Here is a 20,046-nt window from a genome sequence, read left to right as displayed (position 1 = left end):
GAGCCGGTGTCAGCTCCGCTGGTGCTGATAGCGGGGATTCCCCTGCAGCGCCTTGTCATACACCGCCAGTGTGGCGCGGGCCTGGTGTTGCAGGGTGAATTGCGGGTCGAGGGTAATGGCCGGACGACTGGCCAGGCAGCGGGCGACGGCGTCACAGAGGGCCTGTTGGTCTCCTACCGGTACCAGTCCGTCGGGGAAGCTGTTGCCGAGGGATTCCGCTGGCCCGCCGTAGTCGTAGCTCACCACCGGGGTGCCAATGGCCAGGGCTTCAATAACGGTGCGGCCAAAAGGCTCGGCGTGCTGGGAGAGATTGCACACCGCCGAGGAGATGGCGTAGAGGTTGGCCATCTGGTCGCTGTAGCCGAGAAAGGTAATGTGATCCTGCAGTTGTGCGCTGGTCACCATCTGTTGCAGCTCTGTCAGGTACTCTTCCTTACCGGGGTTGGGACTGCCCACAATGAGCCCGTGGCAGGATACCCCCTGGCTAACCAGCTGGCCAATCATGCGGATAAACTCAATCTGCCCTTTCCAGCGGCTGAGGCGCCCCGGCATCAGCACGATGTTGCCGGCGCGCAATTGCGGGAAGCTCTGGTAGAGCTGCCCCTGCCAATCGGCATCCACTTGATGGGCGGGGCTGAATTGGTCGGTGTCCACGCCGCGATGGATCAGGTCAATCTTGCCCGGATCAATCTTCGGGTAGTTTTCCAGGATGTAATCCTTGACGCACTGGCTGATGGCAATCACCCGGTCGCCGCAGCCCATAATGGCGCTGTAGGCGCTGACGGAGTAGAGCCCGTGGAAGGTGGAAACCAGAGCAGGACGCTTCTCCATGGGGATCTTTTTCAGGGCCAGCCACACCATCCACGCCGGTATGCGCGAACGCACATGAATCACGTCCGGTTCCAGCTCCAGCAGGCGACGGCGCAATTCGCGCACGCGGAGCAGCGAGCTGAGTGACTTTTTATGTACCGGAAAGGCGATATGGCGACTGCCTTCCTGCTCCAGCAGTGTCACCATGCGACCGCCGGCTGACATCACCAGCGACTCGTGCCCCTGGCTCACCAGGTAGCGGGCAAAGTCGACGGTGCCGCGCTCCACGCCACCACTGTTCAGCTCCGGCAGTACTTGTAACACTTTCATGGTTTATTCCTGTTCGGCGGGCCAGCGGGCCAGCAGAAGTTTGGCGATGCGGTCGGCTTCCTGCAGGGGCGCAAATTGCCGTGTCGGATCGGCACTGCCAATCTGCATCAGGCGACCGGCTTCTGCCAGGTGTCTGAAGCTGTCGCTTAAGCGATTGGCCTTCAGCAGCGGCATTTGCAGCAGGCCGACCCGGGCGCCGCTGCTGAGGGCTTCATAGACCATGGAGACGCTGTCCTCGGTAACCCAGATCACGCCGCACTGCCGGAAGTGATCCAGCAGCCATTGGTGATCTGTCTCCTCCAGCGGGACAACGTCAATGCCGGCGGCGCGCAATTGCGGTATGGCGGCAGGGAAAGTGTCCGGTGTACGTCGTGAGGTGGTCAGTGTCCAGCGTATCTGCGGCTGGCTCGCCTGCAGCTGCAGCAGCTGCTGCACCAGCGAGTCAGTGTCCCAGCCATAATAGTTGGAAGGGCCTCCAATCAGCAGCAGGCCGCGGTCCGGATCCGCCTCTGTCGAGGGCAGTATGGGATTGAGGGCCCCCTCGGTATTGACCACCCGGCGGCTCTCCTGCTGGCCATCGTGACGAGGCAGTACGCAGAGGTCAAACAGCCATTGGGGCAGGGTGGGCTTGGAGAGCAGCACCACTCTTCCGCCGCGGCGGAGTTTCATCTTCAGTGCCGGCCAATGGGTACGGCGACCAGCGCCGAGAATCAGGTCGGGCCGGAAAGACGGGTCCAGCCCGGAGGGTTGGTAAATGCTCTGCCAGCGGGTGTCCGTTGGCGTCAGCCGGCCCAGTGCTTCCGCCAGTCCGCGCAATTGGCTGACGTGACCGGATTTGTCATCGGTGACACAGAGTATATTCATTAACGCTTCTGGCAGTCCTGTTCGTTAGCGGGGCATATTACCCTGAAATGGACGGATACTCGATTGGCGTGTGGTAGTATGAGCGCCTTTCCGGAGCCGGTTCACCTTTCAACACCTGACCGATAGCTGACGCGGCCCGAGTGGCCACCAATGGCACCAGCAGCCGAAGACACTCCCAGATGCTCGCACGAATTCTCTATACCACTGTTTTCTACCTGATCCTGCCGCTGGTGCTGTTGCGGCTGCTGTGGCGTGCCCGTAAGGCGCCGGCCTATGCCCGCCGTTGGCGCGAGCGCTTTGGCTGGGTGCCACCGCTGGCGGCCCCTGTTGCCCCGCGTGTCTGGGTGCATGCGGTATCGGTTGGTGAGACCCTCGCCGCGCTGCCGCTGATGCACCGCTTGCTGGACAGTGGCTATGACCTGGTGGTGACCACCACCACGCCTACCGGCTCTGAACGGGTGCGGGCGGCGCTGGGGGATTCGGTCTATCACGTCTATGCGCCATACGACCTGCCAGACTGTCTGGGCCGCTTTCTGCGCCGCACCCGGCCACAGCTGGCAATCATTATGGAGACCGAGCTCTGGCCCAACACCATCGCCGCCTGTGCCTCCCGGGAGATCCCGGTGCTGGTGGCCAATGCCCGTTTGTCGGCCCGCTCGGCGGCGGGCTATGGGCGCTTTGCCAGTCTCGCCTCGCACATGCTGCAGCAGCTCACCTGTGTGGCTGCGCAACACGCAGAGGATGGTGAGCGGTTTGTGGCCCTGGGGTTGCCGCCGGAGCGGCTGGCCATCACCGGCAATATCAAGTTTGACCTCACGCTCAATGATGCGGTGCGCAACAAAAGCAGTCAGATACGTGAGCGCTGGCTGTGCAGCGGTGAAAGGCTGGTGCTGTTGGCGGCCAGTACCCATCCCGGTGAGGACGAGTTGCTGTTGCAGGTGTTTGCAGCCTTGCGGGCCGAATGCCCGCAATTGCTACTGGTGCTGGTGCCGCGTCACCCCGAGCGCTTTGATGCGGTGGCGCAGATGGCGGCGAGGGAGTTTGTGGTTGCCCGCCACAGCGGTGGCGAGGCTATCACCGCGGATACCCAGGTGATCATTGGCGATACCATGGGTGAATTGATGGCCCTGCTGGGCGCCAGTGACCTGGTGTTTATGGGGGGCACGCTGATTCAGCACGGCGGCCACAACTTCATTGAGCCGGCAGCATGGGGGAAACCCCTGGTGAGTGGCGATTCACTCTACAATTTTGCCGAGGTATCGCGCCTGCTGATGGCGGCGGAAGGGTTGCTGGTGGCCAGTGATGTGGACGAGCTTACCCGTCACGTGCGCGATCTGTTGCAGTCGCCGCAGCGGCGCTTGCAGGTTGGGGAGGCTGCCCGGGGGGTGGCGGAGGCTAACCGCGGTGCCCTGCAGCGCCTGCTGCAGGAAGTGGAGCGCCTGCTGCCTCACGCCTGAACGGTGTGAGGCAGCAGGCCCCGTCTCTTACTGGTACTTCTGTTACTGGTATTTGCTGCGCTGGACCTGATTGCCGGCGTCCAGCCACTGGTTCAGCTTCAGCACATCTTCCGGTGACAGGTTACCGGCCACCTGTTTCAGGCGCAGCATATTGATAACGTAGTCGTAGCGGCTGTTATCGTAGTTACGCTGTGCCTGATAGAGGTTGCGCTGGGCTACCAGCACATCCACCAGGTTGCGGGTTCCCACTTCGTAGCCCGCCTGTGTCGCTTCCAGGGCGCTGCTACCGGAAATGATCGCCTGTTTGCGGGCGCGAACCTGAGCCACATCGGTCACCACCTGCAGGTGCAGGGAGCGGGCATTCTGGATCAGGTTGCGCTGGGTCAGGTTGTAGATCTCTTCCGCCTGCATCTGCTGCTCGTAGGCCTGGCGACGTTCGCCGGAGACCCGCAGACCACTGAAGATGGGCACATTCAGCTCAACCGCAATGGTGTTTTGCTCGTCCAGACGGTTGTCGGTCGGGGTGGTAATGCCACCGGCGATAATGTCGGTATTAGTATCGTCGCGGTGAACATAATTGTAACTGGCGGTCAGGGTTGGCAGGTGGTTGGAGGCCTTGGCCCGGGCGTTACTTTGCGCGGCGTCCGCCTGGAAGCGGGCGACTTTCAGCTGGTAGTTGTTCTCCAGGGCAAAGTCGACCCACTCGCTGCGGGTAGCGGGTTGTGGGTTGACCACCGCAAACTGCGCCACCAGTGGCGCTACCTCGGTGTGTTCGCTGCCGGTCAGTACCTCCAGTTGCTCAAACGCAATCCCGAGGTTGCCCTGTGCTTCCAGGGTAGAGGCGGTGGCGGTGTCGTAGGCGGCCTGGGCTTCGTGCACGTCGGTAATGGCGGTCAGTCCCACTTCAAAACGCTGCTTGGTCTGCTCCAGCTGATGGCCGTAGGCGGTCTCTTCGGCGCGTGCGGTTTCGGTCGCATCGATAGCGCGCAGCACATTAAAGTAGGCTTCGGTAACCCGCACAATAAAGCTCTGCTGGTCGGCGCTGAACTGGGCTTCCGCCTGTGCGCTCAGGGTCTTGCTCTGCTTGTAGCCAAACCAGGCGGCCATGTTGAACAGCGGCTGGGTCAGGGTCAGGGCGTACTGCTCGTTCTCGGTATCCAGCTCGTAGGCTGAGGAGCTGCCCAGTGATGACTGGTAGCCGATGGCATCGCCGTCGGTTTCGCTGTAACGGGCCGAGCCATTAATCTGCGGCAGCAGGCCGGCGCGGCCAATGGTGATATTTTCCTGGGCGGCACGGAAGGCGGCTTCGTCGGCTTTCAGCTGGTGGTCGTACTCCAGAGCCAGCTGGTAGATATCCTGCAGCGTATCGGCGTGCAGGTTGGCTGCAGACAAACCCAGAATTCCGGCAATCGCCAGAGAGAGACGTCTTTTGAGCATGGAAAAATCCTGTTTTTTGCGAAAAATGGTCTTTTCGGCGGGGTGGCGGCAGTTTACCCCTTTGCTATGGGGGCGTCGACAGGGGGGCTGGAGCAGGGGGTTAATTAGTGTTAACTCCGCTGCCCGGGCGCGGGGCTTGGCTGACGCGGAGTGGCTCCCGGATGGCACCTGCAATTTGTGATTGGTGCCGCGATGTTTATGATAGGGGCTGCGATTGAAGCCGGCATCGGGCCGGTTTGCCTGGAGAGTTGAGTGAGCAGAGTGTTACCCGAGGTACTGCAGCCGGTGTACCGGGACGGGGATGTTGAAGAGCTGGCCCCCGATATCCTGCACCGCGGTTTTTTTTCCATGATCCGCCGCCGCTATCGTCATCGTCGCTACGACGGCAGCTGGAGCGGGGTGGTGGAGCGGGAGCTGCTGCTGCGCGGCCAGGCTGTGGGGGTGGTGTTATACGATCCTGACCAGGACCTGATCGGCCTGGTGGAGCAAATTCGCCCGGGGGCCTTTGGTGATGTCAACGGTCCCTGGTGTATCGAAGTGGTGGCCGGGATGGTGGAGCCGGACGAGCCGCTGGAGTCGGTGGTGTGGCGCGAGCTGCAGGAAGAGGCCGACCTGGTACCGCGACAGGTGGAGTATATCTGCGAATACATGGCCTCCCCCGGTGGCTGCGACGAGCGGCTGCACATCTTCTGCGCTCTGGCGGACCTGCAGGGGTTGGACGGCGGCGTCAACGGCTTGCCGGAAGAGGGTGAAGACATTCGCCTGTTGATTTTACCGGCGCCACTGGTGTTCGATAACCTCTACGGTGGCCGCTTTAACAACGCGGCGACCCTTATCGGGTTACAGTGGTTGCAGCTCAACCGGGAGCGGATTCGCGCTGCGTCAGGTGCGGGTAGCTGACAGGTGATAAACAGTTTGGCAGGGTGGTAAACGGTTTGGGGACTCAGAAGCACAGGTATCGGGTAAATCTCAGTGAGCAGATGGCGCACTGCGAAGCCAATTACGCGCGTCTGCTCAAGCTGATGCCCACCTTTGACGAGTGTGAGCACTGGCACTACGACGTGCAGGCCGGTAGCCAGACCTGGCAGATCCACCTGCGGGTGACGGAAAGGGCACCCTATACCACCACCCTGGAGGTGTGTCAGCAGGATACGCTGCACCACTGGGGCAGCTCGCCGACCCTGCAGGTACGTCTCTACCACGATGCGCGGATGGCGGAAGTGGTCTCCTGCCAGGGGCATCGACGGGTGCTGCCGCGCTACGATTACCCCAACCGCCAGATGTACCAGCAGGACGAGAAAGCCCAGTTCAACCGCTTCCTCAGTGACTGGCTCAGCCACAGCCTGGCCCACGGCCAGAGCCGTTCACGGGTATCACAATCCTCGGGCACATGAATGTTACAGCGCCGGGAAGCGAGATCTTCCGCACACACTTTGGCCTTACCCATTGCTATACTTGCGCCCAATCTGCCCCCCAATCCGGGGTGGCGATCCCCGGATGACAGGAAGCGAAGGATCGACCTGCACCTGCCAGCCTCCAAAAGGTGCGCCGACCGCGCACTGTGGCATAAACCCGATTAACGAACGCAGACATGGACCTACGGCCGGCACCACAGCGCGTGCTACAGATATCCGACAGTCATCTGGGCGGCAGGCCCGGAGAGACCCTGTTGGGCCTCGATACGGACGAGAGTCTGCAGGATGTCCTGCAGCGCCTGCGGCAGCGTGAGCAGCACGCCGACTATGTAGTGGCAACCGGGGATATCAGCAGCAACGGCCAGATGGCTGCCTACGAGCGCTTCCTGCGATCCATGGAGAGCGGTTACGGTCGCCCGTTGGCGTGGCTGGCCGGCAACCATGATCGTGACCAGTCCATGTGCACGTTTCCCCGGGAGAGAGTGGCACGAGAGCTGGTGGAGCTGGACCACTGGCAGCTGATCCTGCTCAACTCCAGCCTGCCCGGCCATGAACACGGTTTAATTGGCGATCAGGAGCTGCAGCGCCTGGAGCAGCAGCTGCAAGGCTGCGACAAGCACGCCCTGGTGTTTGTTCACCACCAGCCGGTACTGGTGGGCAGTCGCTGGATCGACCAGTATGTGATCCGCAACGCCGGCGCCCTTCTTGGGTTGCTCAGCCGTTACCCCCACGTACGGGCTCTCTGCTGGGGCCACGTGCACCAGGATTTCTCCTCCCGCTGGGGGCACTTCGGGCTCTACAGCGCTCCCTCCACCTGTATCCAGTTCAAGCCCCGCTGTGACGATTTTGCGCTCGACACCGCCATGCCGGGCTACCGCTGGTTCGACCTGCACGCCAACGGTGAACTGCAGACCGGGGTGGAGAGAACGGCTGAAAAGTCCTACGCTATAGACTTCGCCTCCGGCGGTTATTGACCTGACGCAGGCAGCCGCAAAGGTCTGCGCACATCGTTAGTCCGCCCAACGCACAGGCTCCGGTATGGCTACCCTGATTTACATCCATGGCTTCCTCAGTTCACCGCAATCGGTCAAGGCCGAGCTCACGGCGCGCTGGCTGGCGGAGCATGCCCCCGACATCGACTATCGCTGCCCCTACCTCTGCCCCTATCCGCTGGAAACCCAGCACCAGTTACGGGAGTTGATGGCGGAGCTGGAGGGCGAGCCGGATATCGGTTTTGTCGGCAGCTCGCTGGGGGGCTTCTGGAGTACCTGGCTGGTGGAGCACTTCGGTCACCGGGCGGTGCTGATCAACCCTTCGGTGCGTCCTTTCGAGCTGGTGCACCGTGTATGTGGCGTGCCACAGCACAATTTCCACACCGATGACGTCTACACCATGACCGAGGTGCACGCCGGCCAGTTCCGGGATGCCTACTGCCAGCCGCTGCGGGACCTGAGCCGCTACTGGCTGCTGGCCCAGACCGGTGACGAGACCCTCGACTACCGCGAGGCCGAAGCCCGCTATGCCGGTTGCCGGCAGACCATTGAAGAGGGCGGCGACCACGGTTTCCAGGGTTTCGAGCGTTTTCTGCCGGATATCGTCCAGTTCCTTTTCCCCGGGCGCTCCTGATTCCCGATCCCCCAATTCGAGGTTCCGCAGGTGCCACTGGCGAGGTGATTGTGGTACAACTGCCTCCTCGTCATGCACCAATTCCATAAAGACATTCACGCAGTAATACAGACACCACTCTATGTCGAACTATACCGCTCAGGATATTGAAGTTTTAACGGGGCTGGATCCGGTCAAAAAACGCCCCGGTATGTACACCGAAACCACCCGCCCCAACCACCTGGCTCAGGAAGTGATCGACAACAGCGTCGATGAGGCACTGGCGGGGCACGCCAGAAATATCGAAGTGATCCTGCACAAGGACCACTCCCTCACCTGCTCCGATGACGGCCGCGGTATGCCGGTGGATATCCATCCTGAGCAGGGCAAGCCGGGTGTGGAAGTGATCCTCTCCACCCTCCATGCCGGCGGTAAATTCTCCAATAAAAACTATCAGTTCTCCGGCGGCCTGCACGGTGTGGGCGTGTCCGTGGTCAATGCCCTCTCCAAGGCGCTGGAAGTGACCATCAAGCGCGACGGCCAGGTGCACCGCATCGGTTTCAAGGATGGTAACAAGGCCAGTGACCTGGCGGTGATCGACAGCTGTGGCAAGCGCAATACCGGTACCAGCGTGCGCTTCCTGCCGGATCCTCAATACTTCGACTCCAACAAGTTCTCTGTGTCACGGCTGCGCCACGTACTGCGCGCCAAGGCGGTGCTGTGTCCAGGCCTGAGGGTGGTGTTCAAGGATGAGCAGAGCGGCGAAACCGACGAGTGGTACTACGAGGATGGTCTCAAGGACTACCTCTCCGCCTCCACCAACGGCTGGGAGAACCTGCCCGCGGAACCCTTTGTGGGCAGTTTCAGCGCCGATACCGAAGCCGCCGACTGGGCGGTACAGTGGCTGCCGGAAGGCGGTGAGCTGATCCAGGAGAGCTACGTTAACCTGATTCCTACCGCCCAGGGCGGTACCCACGTCAACGGCCTGCGTACCGGTCTGCTGGACGCGCTGCGGGAGTTTTGTGAATTCCGCAACCTGCTGCCCCGTGGTGTCAAACTGGCACCGGAGGATATCTGGGCCAACTGCTGTTTTGTGCTCTCTTCCAAATTGGCGGACCCACAGTTTTCCGGCCAGACCAAGGAGCGCCTCTCCTCCCGCGAGGCGGCGGCGTTTGTCTCCGGGGTAGTGAAAGACTCCTTCAGCCTGTGGCTCAACCAGCACACCGAGGACGGTGACAAGCTGGCAGAGTACTGCATCAGCAACGCCCAGAAGCGGGTGCGTTCCAGCAAGAAAGTGGCGCGCAAGAAGATTACCCAGGGGCCGGCACTGCCGGGCAAACTGGCGGACTGCTCCAGTGGCGAGCCGGAGCGCAGTGAGCTGTTCCTGGTGGAGGGTGACTCCGCCGGCGGCTCCGCCAAGCAGGCCCGCGACCGCGAGTTCCAGGCCATCCTGCCGCTGCGGGGCAAGATCCTCAACAGTTGGGAAGTGGACAGCCAGGAGGTGCTGGGGTCACAGGAGATTCACGACATCTCGGTGGCTCTGGGGATTGATCCCGGCTCCGACGATCTCTCCAACCTGCGCTACCACAAGGTCTGTATCCTCGCCGATGCCGACTCCGACGGGTTGCACATCGCCACCCTGATCTGCGCCCTGTTTGTGCGTCACTTCAAGGCCATGGTAGCCGCCGGTCACGTCTATGTGGCCATGCCGCCGCTCTACCGCATCGATATCGGCAAGGAGGTCTACTACGCCCTCGACGATGCCGAGAAGGAGGGTGTGATCCACCGTATCAAGGCGGAGAAGAAAAAAGGCAGCATCGGCGTACAGCGCTTTAAGGGCCTGGGTGAAATGAATCCGCTGCAATTGCGGGAGACCACCATGGATCCGGATACCCGCAGGCTGGTGCAGCTGCGCATTGAGCCGGGCGACGATACCAATCAGGTGCTGGACATGCTGCTGGGTAAGAAGCGCGCTTCGGATCGCAAGGTGTGGCTGGAAGAGAAGGGCAACCTGGCAGATACCGGAATGGAAGTGGCGGTGAACAACTGAGTTGAATGCCGGGTTATCGTGCAATAAAAAAGGCGGGTAGCAGTACCCGCCTTTTTTATTGCACGGCATTATTACCTTACAGCAATCCCATTAACTGATGTGTAAGTTCCGTAGCAGAGACTTCCCGGCAACCAGCCCTGTTCTCACCTGACCACAGCGGGGAAAAATCGGCGCTGCCGTTTTGCTCTGCCGCTGCTCGCAGCGCGTTCACCAGATTCGCCGCCAGTGGAAAAGCCGGCGCCTTGTCGCAGAGGGGACCAATTTCTTTCATCAAGCGATTGACGATGCCCCGCGCAGGACGCCCGGTAAAGACGTTGGTGATCTCAGTCTGCAAGCCTGGTTCTGACATCAGAGCCAGACGGTGCAATGGACTGATCATGGATTCCGTGCACAGCAGGTAAGCGGTGCCAATCTGCACACCGGCGGCGCCCAGTGCCATAACGGCGGCAATCTCTGCCTGACTGGCGATGCCGCCGGCGGCGATCACCGGAATCTCCAGTTGCGCGACGACTTTGGGCAACAGCGACAGCGTGCTCTCCTGCACATGCAAATCGTGGCTGAGGAAATGGCCGCGATGTCCGCCTGCTTCGGTGCCCTGCACAATGACGGCATCCGCGCCCCGGGCTTGCAGCCACAGCGCCTCGTCTGTGGTGGTGGCGCTGGCAATAACCCTTGCCCCACTGGCCCGAACACGTTGCAACAGCCCGGGCTCGGGCAGGCCGAAATGAAAGCTCACCACTTCCGGTTGCAGCTCTTCCACCACGTCGGTCAGGTCGCTGTTGAAGGGATGACGGGCTGGCGTTGTACTGATCCGGCTTACGTCCACATCCAGCTCTGCGCAGTAAGGCGCCAGCAGTGCATACCATTCCTGCAGGTCGTTGTGATTAACAGCAGGGGGCTGGTGACAGAAAAAATTCAGATTAAGAGGATGTTCGCTTTGCGCGCGAAAGGCGGACACTTCACGCTTTATGGCATCGGCATCCAGTGTTGCACAGGGGATGGATCCCAATCCCCCCGCCTGGCTCACCGCAACCGCCAGGCGGTGGTCCTGGGCGCCTGCCATGGGTGCCTGGATCAGTGGGTATTCAACACCGAACAGGTCGGTAAATTGTGGGCCGATCATAGCAGTAACGCTCCCTCTGTTAGTGGTCGGCTGTTGGTTGTTGCCGCAGAAGGCTTACCGGCTTTCCGCCAACGCCCCAATTATCCGTAGGAACCACATCGATCACCACATGGGTGGTGGCCGGGTCCTTGTTGAGGATGTCGACCAGCAATTGAGTCACGCCGTGAATCAGCTGCGTTTTTTGTGTGCGACTCACCTCTTCGTCGGTGATCCTGATATTGATATAGGGCATAACTACACCTCCTCCCTGACCGCATACATCTTGTTGACGATAAGCCATTTACCCTCTTCACGGAGCAGACCCAGGTAATCGATGAAATGTCCGTGTGGCAGCGGGCAATTGATTTTTGCCATGGCCTGCTCGCCGTCAATGTCCAGCTTCAACAAGCGGTAGTGCCATGGGTGATTGCTGGCTGCCGGTACCGGTCGCTGGCGCACCTGTTGCAGCCATTGTGACAGATCCCGGCGCAGCCCCGGTGCCTTGAGCACACAATCCGGGTGAAACAGGGCGGAGAGTACATCAGCCTCACCATAATGCAGCCCGTAAAAGTATTGCTCCACCAGGGTCGTAATCAGCGCCTTGTCATCCATGGCCCCGTTCCTCAAGCCGCGCTGGTAGCGTAGTTGGCTTCCCGTTGCAGGGCGAGCTGAAAACTGTCTCGCTGTATGACCCGGTTGATCATGGCACGGGTGCGGGGGCCGATGACAATGTCTACGGGGAAGAGTCCGCCCCAGCGGGAATACACCGTCAGCATGATGTCAGCCGGCGAGAGAGTGTCGCCCCCAAGAAAAGCCTGCTTCCCCAGTTTGGTTTCCACCACCGACCAGAGGTGGTTGATGGCGCTGGCTGCAGCTTGAAACGCCTGTTGCTTATGCGCTGTTGCATTCAGGTTGTTCTCAAGAAAAAAGAGGCGCCCATAGGCCGGGTGCATGGACGCATTGGCGAACATCATGTCTTCAATGGCGCGCTGCTTTTCTGTTGATCCGGAAGGCAGCAAGGGGTTGTCATGCTGTTGCAGCAGCTGGAGCAAGATGGCGACGCCCTCGTTGAGTACCTGCCCGTCGTGCTTCAGTACCGGTACGGTGCCAGCGGGGTTGAGTTCCTGAAAGTTTTCCGCATCCTGTTTGTGAATCAGGCGTACCGGTTGCGCGAGTTCATTCAGAACAACCTGGGTGGCCAGTGAGCAGGCGCCGGGCAGGAAATAGAGTGTGTACATGCGGGGTTCTCCTGGGTGGGGTTAGTCAGCAATGGTTCCCAGTGTGCGACTTTTCCCGCTATCAAAAAACGGCAATAATGTTTAATCACTGTTAACAATATGGAAATAATGGAGCGCCGTATGGATAAGCTACGCGCTATGGAACTGTTTGTGAGGGTGGTGGATGCGGGCAGCTTCACCAGCGTGGCGGAGGAGATGAATGTCACGACTTCCATGATCAGCAAGGAGCTGAGGCGGCTGGAGGAGGAGCTGGGATCGCGCCTGCTGCACCGCTCCACCCGCAGCCAGCAATTGACGCCGATAGGGGAGGGCTACCTGCAACGCGCACGCGCGCTGTTGCTGCAGATGAAAGATGCCGATGCCTGGGTGCAGGATATGCAGTCCAGCCCGCGTGGCAAGTTGCGTATTAACGCGCCTATGGCGCTGGGTATCACCGATCTGTCACGGATGTTTGCCGAATACATGCAAGCCTATCCGGATATCGAGCTGGACATACAGCTCAGCGATGAGAGTCTGGATCTGGTGGAGCACGGTTTCGACCTGGGGTTCCGGGCGGTGAGTCGCCTGCTGGATTCCAATTACGTGGGGCGGCCGCTGAAATCCTTTCGCTACCTGGTGTGCGCAGCACCGGAGTATTTGCTATCCCGCCCGCGAATTCGCACTGTGGCTGATCTGCAAAACCATAACTGTTTTGTGTACAGCTATTTTCGCGGTGGCAGTGAGTGGCCACTGAACGAGGGCGTACACATCAGCGGCTCACTGCGGGTTAATAACACCCTGTTTATGCGGCAGGTGCTGGAGGATGGCCTCGGGATTGGCTTTTTGCCGGATTTCGTGGCTCGCGAAGCCATTGCGAAGGGAGCGCTGCGGGAGATACTGCCGCGGGCGGAGCGGCCATTATTAACTCTCTATGCCATGTATCCCAATCGACAATTTGTTCCGCCAACCTTGAGAAGTTGCATTGATTTTATGAATGATTGGTTTCAGCGCCAGTAATTCCGCATGACCTGCAAAAGAGCTGTAGCAGAAGCTTGCAGGTGAAAGCCGGTTCTGTCTGGTAGCCCTGCTCCTTGTAAGTTACACCCATTGGGCCCATAGTGGGGGATATCTGCTGTCTAGCCTGATAATGGTAACAGGCATCTTGCCGGGCGTTGGCGCTATCGACCCTTGATGGCGGGGAGTCCACCCCACATGTTCTCCCGGATCAGTTGGACCGTTCATGGTGATTCGCTGTGACTGGTTATCTACCAAATCTGCTGTTCGTTTCCGGGTATTAACTCGAATAATAAGTGCTGCCACGTGTGCCTGTCAGGCCACGCATGAAAGTCGCCGACCCGGTGCAGGAAGTTGCAGTACACGTCGCCTGACGCAGACGTTATGACGGCACTGGAGCCGCTATCAATCCCATGAAAATGATCCGGAACATTCAAACCCCGCTGCGGCGGTTTCTGCTGGGCTTATGCCTCGTCGTCGGCAGCTGTCTGACGGCTGGTCCCGCGTTGGCTGATGAGGCGCCGCTGGACTTACCCGAACACGCTTACCAGCGCGCCTACAGCAGCGGCTGGAGTTGCGTGCGTGGATATGAGCGGGTGCAGAACCGTTGCGAAGTCATGGCGCTTCCCGCCCACGCTTATCTGAATTCCAGTGGCAGTGGCTGGGATTGTGAGCGGGGTTATGTGAAGGGGCGGGATCAGTGTGACCCGGTGCAGCTGCCGGACAATGCCTACCTGCTGGATTCCCAGTACGGCCTGGGTTGGTTGTGCCAGCGGGGTTATCGACTCAGCAGTGGTTACGGCGATCGCCAGCCGTCCTGTGACAGGATCGAAGTGCCGCAAAACGCGTTTTTAACAGAAGCGCGTTATGGCAACGGCTGGGAGTGCGAGCCGGGTTACCTATTGAAGGATGACCGGTGCGAGGCCATTGTGGTTCCCGCCAATGCTATCGCGGAACACTCCCGCTCCGGCAAGGGCTGGCGTTGTATGCGGGGTTTCAATGAAACGCGGGAGGGGTGTGAGCCGATGTCGCTGCCGGAGTTCGCCTATCTGAATCATTCCGGCAGTGGCTGGCAGTGTCAGCGCGGCTACCGCAAGACGCAAAGCCGTTGCGAGGCGGTGCGGATACCAGAGCACGCTTTTCTTTCAGCTGCCGGCGATGACTGGCGTTGCTTGCGGGGTTACGGCAAGTCGCAGAATCGCTGTGCTTTCATAGAGCTGCCGCAGCATGCGCATCTGGATGCGGGGGGGAACGGCTGGGAGTGCGACGAGCCCTATATCAAGTCAGGCCGTGTCTGCAGGCTCAGGCCGCAGCCTTAATGGTGTGCGTGGGTGAAAGCGTGGTGAAAGGGCAGGCTGCAGCATGAAACGTTACCGGATAGTCCATCAGACCTTGTACCAGTTTCCCGGGCCAGTACAGCTGTTACCGCATACATTGAGGATACGCCCCCGTGAAGGGCATGAGCTGCGTATTGAAAGTTCAACCCTGGCCATAGTGCCGGAAGCCAGGCTGCGTTGGCACAGGGATGTGGAGGGCAACTGTGTGGCAACAGCCAACTTTATCTTTATGGGTGCGGCGCAGTCGCTTAATATCAACAGCCAGATTATTATCCAGCAATACGATCAGCTGCCCCATGATTTTCTGGTGGCGGATTACGCGGTCAGCTACCCGTTTGCTTATCAGCCCGAAGACAGCATTTTATTGGCTGGCTATCTCGGTACCACTGAAGAGCTGGACTATGCTCTGCTGGATCAGTGGTTGAGCGGTATCTGGCAGCCGGGTACACCGGTGCAGACCGCGGCGCTGTTGCTGCGCCTGAACGAAAAAATCCACACCACATTTCGCTACCAGAGGCGGGAAGAAGAGGGTGTGCAAACCGCCGCCCAAACCCTGCTCAGCGGCTCGGGTTCCTGTCGTGACTTTGCCAACCTGATGATGATTGCGGCGCGCCGGCTGGGGCTGGCGGCGCGCTTTGTCAGTGGCTACCTTTATACCGCCGCAACCACCGCACAGTCCGGCTCTACCCATGCCTGGACGGAAGTTTTTATCCCCGGCGCTGGCTGGAAAGGTTTCGATCCCACCATCGGCAAGCTGGCCGGGCCTGCACACATAGCCGTGGCCGTGGCGCGTACACCGCGGTCGGTGCCACCGGTAGCCGGGGCCTATCACGGCGCGCCCGGCGCAAGCATGACGGTGGATGTGCGGGTATCGTTATTGGATTGAATGGCCTGACTGCGGGAGATCAGGGATGAAATTACAGACCCATTGTGAACTGCAATTTGTCACCGATATACCGACGCCGTTTGTGTTGATGCTGCGACCACGCAGCGGGGCCCAGCAGTGGGTGGCCAGTGAAGAGTACCTGCTGCAACCGGCGGTGCCGGCGTTTGAGTTTACCGATGAGTACGGCAACTTGTGCCAGCGGTTGATGTCCCCGGTGGGTAACTTCACCATCTCCACCTCAGCCTGTATTGAGACTGCCGATCAGGTGGACCAGACGCCGGGTGGTGTGTTTGTGGAAATCCAGAACCTGCCCGACCGGGTGCTGCGCTACCTGCTGCCCAGTCGCTTTTGTGAGTCGGATCGATTCGGTGATCTGGCGCGCCAGATTACTGCAGGTCATTTACCGGGCTACGACCAGGTGGTGGCGATTGAACGCTGGTTGCAGGGCAATGTGCCGTTCGCACCGGGCAGCAGTTTTTCATCCCTCTCAGCGGTGGAGGTTTATCAACAGCGTTCCGGGGTTTGTCGTGATCTCTCTCACCTGGGAGTGGCGCTCTGTCGCAGTCTCAGTATTCCTGCGCGTCTGGTGGTGGGTTACCTGCACGGGTTACAGCCCATGGATCTGCACGCCTGGTTCGAAGCCTACGTCAATCACCGTTGGTATATCTTCGATGCCACCCAGGCTCAGAAACGGGGTGGCTATGTAGCGGTTGGCTATGGTCGTGATGCGGCGGATGTGGCCATCTACAATCAGTTCGGACCGGCCTTGACGCCGGTGCGTCAGCAGGTGTCGGTGGTACAGGTGTGACGGCCAGCTGGCAGCCGGGAATCAGCGGGTGCTGGCGGCCTCAATGGCTTGCACAATGGCGTCTTCCTGCCATTGATAGAACGGGTTGTAGCGCAGCCGTTGCAGTCGTGCGAGGTCGTTGTTGAGCAGGGCGCTCTCGCCGCGGGCGGGGATGCGGCCGAGGTTGACCATGCCTGCCTGGCGCTGGCTGCCATCGCCGTAGATCGGGTCCCCCGGGGCAAACGGAACGGCAGTGTGGGAGAGGGAGTAGATCTCCAGTGGCCACTTCAGGTCAGTGGCTTCGGTGGTCACCTCGTCGCTGCCCTGGAAGCGAGTCTGGAGTACCACATCGCGGCTGTCGACGTCGGCGTTGGTCACCAGGGTGACATCAAAGGGGTGATTGCGCTTTAACAGGTCATCCGGGAACTGGCGGAAATCCCGGTCAAACAGCAGCTCGGACCAGGCGCTGCGGTTGATGTCATACAGATAGAGATGGTGACGACCGGGGTTAAGTCGCTCCAGCAGTGCAGTGACGCTGGCGGTACTGTCGACCGTGGCGTCGGCGATGGAGGCAAATACCTGGGTGGGGGGGAAGGGAACGCCCCCGGCGGGGGTTTGCTGCTTGCGGATACGCTGTTTGACGTCATCGATCAGATCGTGAATCTGGGTGGCAGCGTTCATGGTGAAGGAGCTGTATTTATAGGGGTCGTAGGGCGGCAGCAGGCTCTGCCACGCGAGCTTCTGCAATCCCGGCAGGCCGGAGAGCTGGTTGGGCAACCAGGCATAACCGGCTGCCGGAGTGACCCCCAGTGCCGGCGCCAGCAGCGTCAGGCCTGCGGGTACTACCGGCTGGTCGCCCACCATGGCCGCGAGGGCGTAGTCCACGGCCAGCAAGCCGCCATTGGAATAGCCCACCATATAGATGGAGGCGTCGGCCCCCAGCTGCGTGCGCAAGTGTTGCATCGCCAGGGCTACCACCTTCTGCCAATCCTCGTGCTCCACCTGCAGCAGCGACGATGGCGTGGTGCCGTGCCCGGGCAGGCGCAGGGCCACGACCCACAGTTGCTCCTTGCTCAACCGCTCTGCCAGCCCGCGCATGGTGTAGGGCGAGTCACTGAGACCGTGCAGCAGCAGTACACCGGCCCGGGCTTCGGGTTGGGGCAGCTCATGGGTGCGGTTCCAGTTGTCCGGGTAGGCGGTAGGGGCCATGGTGCTGCCGGCCTTGAAGCGTCCCTGACCGGCGCCCTCTGTTTCACCCAGACGGTCGTAAATACGGCTGGTGAGTTCACGGAACAGGCGTCCTTCCAGCTCCTGATAGTCGGCCAGGGTCATGTCCGCCGGCGCGCTGTCGGCATCAAATTCGTAGCTGAGGGTGGTGTTGTGCCAGAGACTCAGCGACGGCAGGGTAAATTGATACAGCCAGAGGCCCGCATAGATCAGCAGCAGTGTGATGGCCACACCGACAGAAATACGAAGGTAGGGGATCTGGCGTTTCTTTGCGGGAGCGGAGTCTGTCGGCGTTTCCATGTCTGGCAGAGTATTCCCAATAGTTAACGAAAGGTGTCAGTGGTCGTCTTGGCGGTATGTCATCGGTGCCAGTGGCGCGGTTGCGGGTACAGGTACAGGTGACCCGCTCACTATACCCTGATAAAGGTTGAGACTGATGACAGTGTAGCGTGTTAGCCGGGCGTGCGGGGTAGTGGCGCGGATCCACCTGCACCCATGCCCGGCTTGTACCGGTATCAGCCCGGCGCCTTGCCGGTAGCCGCCCGGGGTGCGGAGACAGTCGCGGCCTGCCCCACAAACAGTGACAGCACCACACCGGCAGGCAGCATAAACCAGAGCCAGGTGAAGGCGGTGGCATAGGTGCCGGTGGAGTCCCGCAAGTAGCCCCCCAGCGGACCTGGCAGGAAGGTAAACGCCACCAGCGCCAGGCTCATGATGCCCCGCACGCGGCCAAAGTTCTCCAGGCCGAACAGCTGTGCGATCAACGCTGCCCACGCCGGGATCATACCGCCCATGGCGAAGCCCACCATGGCGGCGGCGATGAGGAAGGCGGGGACGCTGTTGGAGAGCAGCAGTGGAAACCAGCCGATGGCGGCCAGCGCCATGGTGACACTCAGCATGCGCCGTGGTTGCAGGTGATCGCAGAGCCAGCCGAGGGCAAATTTGCCGCTGATGCCACAGATGGAATAGAGCGAAATCATCAGTGCCGCGTTCTGCAGGCTGAGGCCGGATTCCCGGGCGTAGGGGGCGATATAGGTGACGCACAGCAGGCCGAGGAAACTGAGGAAGCCGATACAGAGGGCCACCAGCCAGAAGTTGCGGTCCGTCAGCAGGGTACCGGTACTGATGGTGCCACTTGCAGCGTCATTGGGGCTTTGCTCTTCCGCGGTGGCAATACCGTCCGGGTACTGATTCACATCCGCGGGTCGATTGACGGCAAACAGGGCGATGCCGGGGATCAGCAGCAGGGCGATGCCACAGCCGATAATGCGCAGTGCGGCACTCCACTCCAGGTGGGCCAGTAACTGTGCCGCAATCATCGGCATGATAAAACCGCCGATGGAGATGCCGGCAGCGGTAATGCCGATAGCCAGCCCCCGGCGTTTCGAGAACCACTGCGCCACCATCACAGTGGTGGGAATGGCCCCGAGCATGGCGGTACCGGGTGCCAGCAGGAAGACGCAGATCAGCGCCGCTTGCCACAGGCTCTGGGCCAGCGACAGGGCGATAAAGCCGAGGCTGATGACCACGCTGCCCGCCAGCATAATGCGTTTGGTCCAGCCCTTGTCTGCCAGGTGACCGAGTAGCGGGCCTAACAGTGCCCCGCCGACAGCAAACATGGCGGAGGCGGAGCCGATCTGGCCGGGGGTGGCGGACCAGGCGAGGGAGAGGGGCTCAATAAACAGGCCCAGCAGGTACATGGTGCAGCCGATAGCAACAAACTGGCAGAAGGTGCAGACAGCGAGAACTCGCCAACCGTAAAAAGCGCCTGATGACGCAGGTACAGCAGTAGACATGATGTTGTGCATCTCATTGTTATGTGGTGCAGGCCGGTACCACCCTGGCCTTTGCGCCTGTATTTCCGCCTTTAACGGCTGCTGACCAGTCGTGTGCGGGTAGCGTGCCAGTGTATCGCCTCCGCCGGCCATGATCACCTTGCGCCAACATTTCCTTACGCTTGTGGCTGCTGGCGGGAGCGGGCGTTGCAGCTGAAATTATGGCGCCACTGGGCGATAATGACGCTTTTTTTCAGCTGGCGCACTGTTTGGCCGGCCGCAGTCCGAGAGGTACCCCGTGAGCAATAACCCCAATGAGATGATCCCGGCGGGATTTGAACCCTACGACCTGAGCAGCATGCCCTACCTGTCCGGTTTCGGGGATGTCTATGTGCACACCGGTGTCGATCATCTGCTGTTGGGATTGCGGGTCCAGCCCAACCACAGCAACTCCCTGGGAGTGGCCCACGGTGGCATGTTGGCCACCATCGTCGATGTCGCTTGCGGTCGTGCCCTGCGCCAGCAGTCCGAGACCAACCGGCCGGTGGTCACCATCAGCCTGGACCTGAAGTACCTCAGCAGCGCCCAGCTGGGTGATTGGCTGGAGGTCCACACCTCGGTGCGCAAGGGTACCGGCAATATTGTCTTCTGTAACTGCGAGGTGCGGGTGGGCGAGCGGGTGGTTATTACCTCGGCCAACGTCTTCAAGTTTATCCGCGCCTGATTCAGTGCC

At 60.6% G+C, this 20,046-nt stretch carries 20 protein-coding genes; 11 read left to right on the top strand and 9 right to left on the bottom strand.

From position 1 onward, the window contains the following. Positions 1–9: 9 nt before the first annotated feature. The gene (locus GSF27_RS08420) at positions 10–1,140 is read right to left on the bottom strand and encodes a glycosyltransferase family 4 protein (protein ID WP_160967861.1); all 1,131 of its coding nucleotides are present in this window, start codon (positions 1,138–1,140) and stop codon (positions 10–12) included. Between the two features lie 3 nt (positions 1,141–1,143). Then, entirely contained in the window at positions 1,144–2,004 is an 861-nt protein-coding gene (locus tag GSF27_RS08415; RefSeq protein ID WP_160967859.1) for a mitochondrial fission ELM1 family protein, read from the bottom strand. Positions 2,005–2,183: 179 nt separating this feature from the next. Between GSF27_RS08415 and waaA the strand changes: the two genes are divergently transcribed. After that, complete coding sequence (gene waaA, locus GSF27_RS08410; RefSeq protein ID WP_160967857.1) at positions 2,184–3,461, top strand: lipid IV(A) 3-deoxy-D-manno-octulosonic acid transferase; 1,278 nt, start codon at positions 2,184–2,186, stop codon at positions 3,459–3,461. Between the two features lie 42 nt (positions 3,462–3,503). Here the strand turns inward: waaA and GSF27_RS08405 are convergent, their stop codons facing one another. Beyond that, the gene (locus GSF27_RS08405; RefSeq protein WP_160967855.1) at positions 3,504–4,898 is read right to left on the bottom strand and encodes a TolC family outer membrane protein; all 1,395 of its coding nucleotides are present in this window, start codon (positions 4,896–4,898) and stop codon (positions 3,504–3,506) included. A 252-nt stretch (positions 4,899–5,150) separates the two neighbouring features. Here GSF27_RS08405 and GSF27_RS08400 point away from each other — a divergent pair, with 252 nt between their 5' ends. From GSF27_RS08400 to parE, 5 genes are all read left to right on the top strand, one after another. Next, positions 5,151–5,798 carry an NUDIX domain-containing protein gene (locus GSF27_RS08400; RefSeq protein ID WP_370462584.1) on the top strand — a complete coding sequence of 216 codons (648 nt, stop codon included), beginning with the start codon at positions 5,151–5,153 and terminating at the stop codon, positions 5,796–5,798. Positions 5,799–5,878: 80 nt separating this feature from the next. Next, complete coding sequence (locus GSF27_RS08395; RefSeq protein WP_160967853.1) at positions 5,879–6,292, top strand: DUF1249 domain-containing protein; 414 nt, start codon at positions 5,879–5,881, stop codon at positions 6,290–6,292. 224 nt (positions 6,293–6,516) lie between these two features. Beyond that, a complete protein-coding gene (cpdA, locus tag GSF27_RS08390) occupies positions 6,517–7,287 on the top strand; it encodes a 3',5'-cyclic-AMP phosphodiesterase (protein WP_370462583.1) in 771 nt (256 codons plus the stop codon). 64 nt (positions 7,288–7,351) lie between these two features. After that, complete coding sequence (locus GSF27_RS08385) at positions 7,352–7,939, top strand: YqiA/YcfP family alpha/beta fold hydrolase (protein WP_160967849.1); 588 nt, start codon at positions 7,352–7,354, stop codon at positions 7,937–7,939. A gap of 121 nt (positions 7,940–8,060) precedes the next feature. Further along, positions 8,061–9,968 carry a DNA topoisomerase IV subunit B gene (gene parE, locus GSF27_RS08380; RefSeq protein ID WP_160967847.1) on the top strand — a complete coding sequence of 636 codons (1,908 nt, stop codon included), beginning with the start codon at positions 8,061–8,063 and terminating at the stop codon, positions 9,966–9,968. A 76-nt stretch (positions 9,969–10,044) separates the two neighbouring features. Here parE and GSF27_RS08375 read toward each other — a convergent pair whose 3' ends face one another. The 4 genes from GSF27_RS08375 to GSF27_RS08360 are packed head-to-tail and all read right to left on the bottom strand — an operon-like array spanning position 10,045 to position 12,308. Next, positions 10,045–11,091: a nitronate monooxygenase family protein gene (locus GSF27_RS08375; RefSeq protein ID WP_160967845.1), complete on the bottom strand. Its 1,047-nt coding sequence runs from the start codon at positions 11,089–11,091 to the stop codon at positions 10,045–10,047. A 19-nt stretch (positions 11,092–11,110) separates the two neighbouring features. Further along, entirely contained in the window at positions 11,111–11,323 is a 213-nt protein-coding gene (locus tag GSF27_RS08370) for a 2-hydroxymuconate tautomerase family protein (RefSeq protein WP_160967843.1), read from the bottom strand. Positions 11,324–11,325: 2 nt separating this feature from the next. After that, complete coding sequence (locus GSF27_RS08365; protein ID WP_160967841.1) at positions 11,326–11,682, bottom strand: nuclear transport factor 2 family protein; 357 nt, start codon at positions 11,680–11,682, stop codon at positions 11,326–11,328. Between the two features lie 11 nt (positions 11,683–11,693). Continuing rightward, positions 11,694–12,308, bottom strand: coding sequence for a glutathione S-transferase family protein (locus GSF27_RS08360; protein WP_160967839.1), 615 nt, complete (start codon positions 12,306–12,308; stop codon positions 11,694–11,696). Positions 12,309–12,428: 120 nt separating this feature from the next. Here GSF27_RS08360 and GSF27_RS08355 point away from each other — a divergent pair, with 120 nt between their 5' ends. The 4 genes from GSF27_RS08355 (at position 12,429) to GSF27_RS08340 (ending at position 16,332) form a co-directional block, all read left to right on the top strand. Then, on the top strand, positions 12,429–13,304 hold the full coding sequence (locus GSF27_RS08355; RefSeq protein ID WP_160967837.1) for a LysR family transcriptional regulator: 876 nt from the start codon (positions 12,429–12,431) through the stop codon (positions 13,302–13,304). 410 nt (positions 13,305–13,714) lie between these two features. Then, positions 13,715–14,620, top strand: a complete 906-nt coding sequence (locus GSF27_RS08350; protein ID WP_160967835.1) for a hypothetical protein — start codon at positions 13,715–13,717, stop codon at positions 14,618–14,620. 43 nt (positions 14,621–14,663) lie between these two features. After that, the gene (locus GSF27_RS08345) at positions 14,664–15,524 is read left to right on the top strand and encodes a transglutaminase family protein (protein ID WP_160967833.1); all 861 of its coding nucleotides are present in this window, start codon (positions 14,664–14,666) and stop codon (positions 15,522–15,524) included. 25 nt (positions 15,525–15,549) lie between these two features. Beyond that, complete coding sequence (locus GSF27_RS08340) at positions 15,550–16,332, top strand: transglutaminase family protein (RefSeq protein WP_160967831.1); 783 nt, start codon at positions 15,550–15,552, stop codon at positions 16,330–16,332. A 21-nt stretch (positions 16,333–16,353) separates the two neighbouring features. On the opposite strand, the gene GSF27_RS08335 is transcribed toward GSF27_RS08340, so the two are convergent. Together GSF27_RS08335 and GSF27_RS08330 are read right to left on the bottom strand one after the other, a co-directional pair. Beyond that, positions 16,354–17,838 carry a carboxylesterase gene (locus tag GSF27_RS08335; RefSeq protein WP_160967829.1) on the bottom strand — a complete coding sequence of 495 codons (1,485 nt, stop codon included), beginning with the start codon at positions 17,836–17,838 and terminating at the stop codon, positions 16,354–16,356. A gap of 215 nt (positions 17,839–18,053) precedes the next feature. Continuing rightward, the gene (locus GSF27_RS08330) at positions 18,054–19,334 is read right to left on the bottom strand and encodes an MFS transporter (protein ID WP_160967827.1); all 1,281 of its coding nucleotides are present in this window, start codon (positions 19,332–19,334) and stop codon (positions 18,054–18,056) included. Between the two features lie 277 nt (positions 19,335–19,611). Here GSF27_RS08330 and GSF27_RS17875 point away from each other — a divergent pair, with 277 nt between their 5' ends. Then, positions 19,612–20,037 carry a PaaI family thioesterase gene (locus GSF27_RS17875; protein WP_160967825.1) on the top strand — a complete coding sequence of 142 codons (426 nt, stop codon included), beginning with the start codon at positions 19,612–19,614 and terminating at the stop codon, positions 20,035–20,037. Positions 20,038–20,046: the final 9 nt, after the last annotated feature.

Source organism: Pseudomaricurvus sp. HS19 (genome assembly GCF_009857815.1).
Taxonomy (GTDB): domain Bacteria; phylum Pseudomonadota; class Gammaproteobacteria; order Pseudomonadales; family Cellvibrionaceae; genus Pseudomaricurvus.
This window is presented reverse-complemented; position numbering and strand designations above follow the sequence as displayed.

Bases quoted from the DNA above. Each gene is read 5' to 3' on its own strand.
- GSF27_RS08420 (WP_160967861.1), bottom strand. From the start codon at position 1,140: ATGAAAGTGTTACAAGTACTGCCGGAGCTGAACAGTGGTGGCGTGGAG.
- GSF27_RS08385 (WP_160967849.1), top strand. From the start codon at position 7,352: ATGGCTACCCTGATTTACATCCATGGCTTCCTCAGTTCACCGCAATCG.
- GSF27_RS08415 (WP_160967859.1), bottom strand. From the start codon at position 2,004: ATGAATATACTCTGTGTCACCGATGACAAATCCGGTCACGTCAGCCAA.
- GSF27_RS08365 (WP_160967841.1), bottom strand. From the start codon at position 11,682: ATGGATGACAAGGCGCTGATTACGACCCTGGTGGAGCAATACTTTTAC.
- GSF27_RS08355 (WP_160967837.1), top strand. From the start codon at position 12,429: ATGGATAAGCTACGCGCTATGGAACTGTTTGTGAGGGTGGTGGATGCG.
- GSF27_RS08405 (WP_160967855.1), bottom strand. From the start codon at position 4,898: ATGCTCAAAAGACGTCTCTCTCTGGCGATTGCCGGAATTCTGGGTTTG.
- GSF27_RS08360 (WP_160967839.1), bottom strand. From the start codon at position 12,308: ATGTACACACTCTATTTCCTGCCCGGCGCCTGCTCACTGGCCACCCAG.
- GSF27_RS08335 (WP_160967829.1), bottom strand. From the start codon at position 17,838: ATGGAAACGCCGACAGACTCCGCTCCCGCAAAGAAACGCCAGATCCCC.
- parE (WP_160967847.1), top strand. From the start codon at position 8,061: ATGTCGAACTATACCGCTCAGGATATTGAAGTTTTAACGGGGCTGGAT.
- GSF27_RS08340 (WP_160967831.1), top strand. From the start codon at position 15,550: ATGAAATTACAGACCCATTGTGAACTGCAATTTGTCACCGATATACCG.
- GSF27_RS08345 (WP_160967833.1), top strand. From the start codon at position 14,664: ATGAAACGTTACCGGATAGTCCATCAGACCTTGTACCAGTTTCCCGGG.
- GSF27_RS08395 (WP_160967853.1), top strand. From the start codon at position 5,879: ATGGCGCACTGCGAAGCCAATTACGCGCGTCTGCTCAAGCTGATGCCC.
- GSF27_RS08330 (WP_160967827.1), bottom strand. From the start codon at position 19,334: ATGTCTACTGCTGTACCTGCGTCATCAGGCGCTTTTTACGGTTGGCGA.
- GSF27_RS08370 (WP_160967843.1), bottom strand. From the start codon at position 11,323: ATGCCCTATATCAATATCAGGATCACCGACGAAGAGGTGAGTCGCACA.
- waaA (WP_160967857.1), top strand. From the start codon at position 2,184: ATGCTCGCACGAATTCTCTATACCACTGTTTTCTACCTGATCCTGCCG.
- GSF27_RS08375 (WP_160967845.1), bottom strand. From the start codon at position 11,091: ATGATCGGCCCACAATTTACCGACCTGTTCGGTGTTGAATACCCACTG.
- GSF27_RS08350 (WP_160967835.1), top strand. From the start codon at position 13,715: ATGAAAATGATCCGGAACATTCAAACCCCGCTGCGGCGGTTTCTGCTG.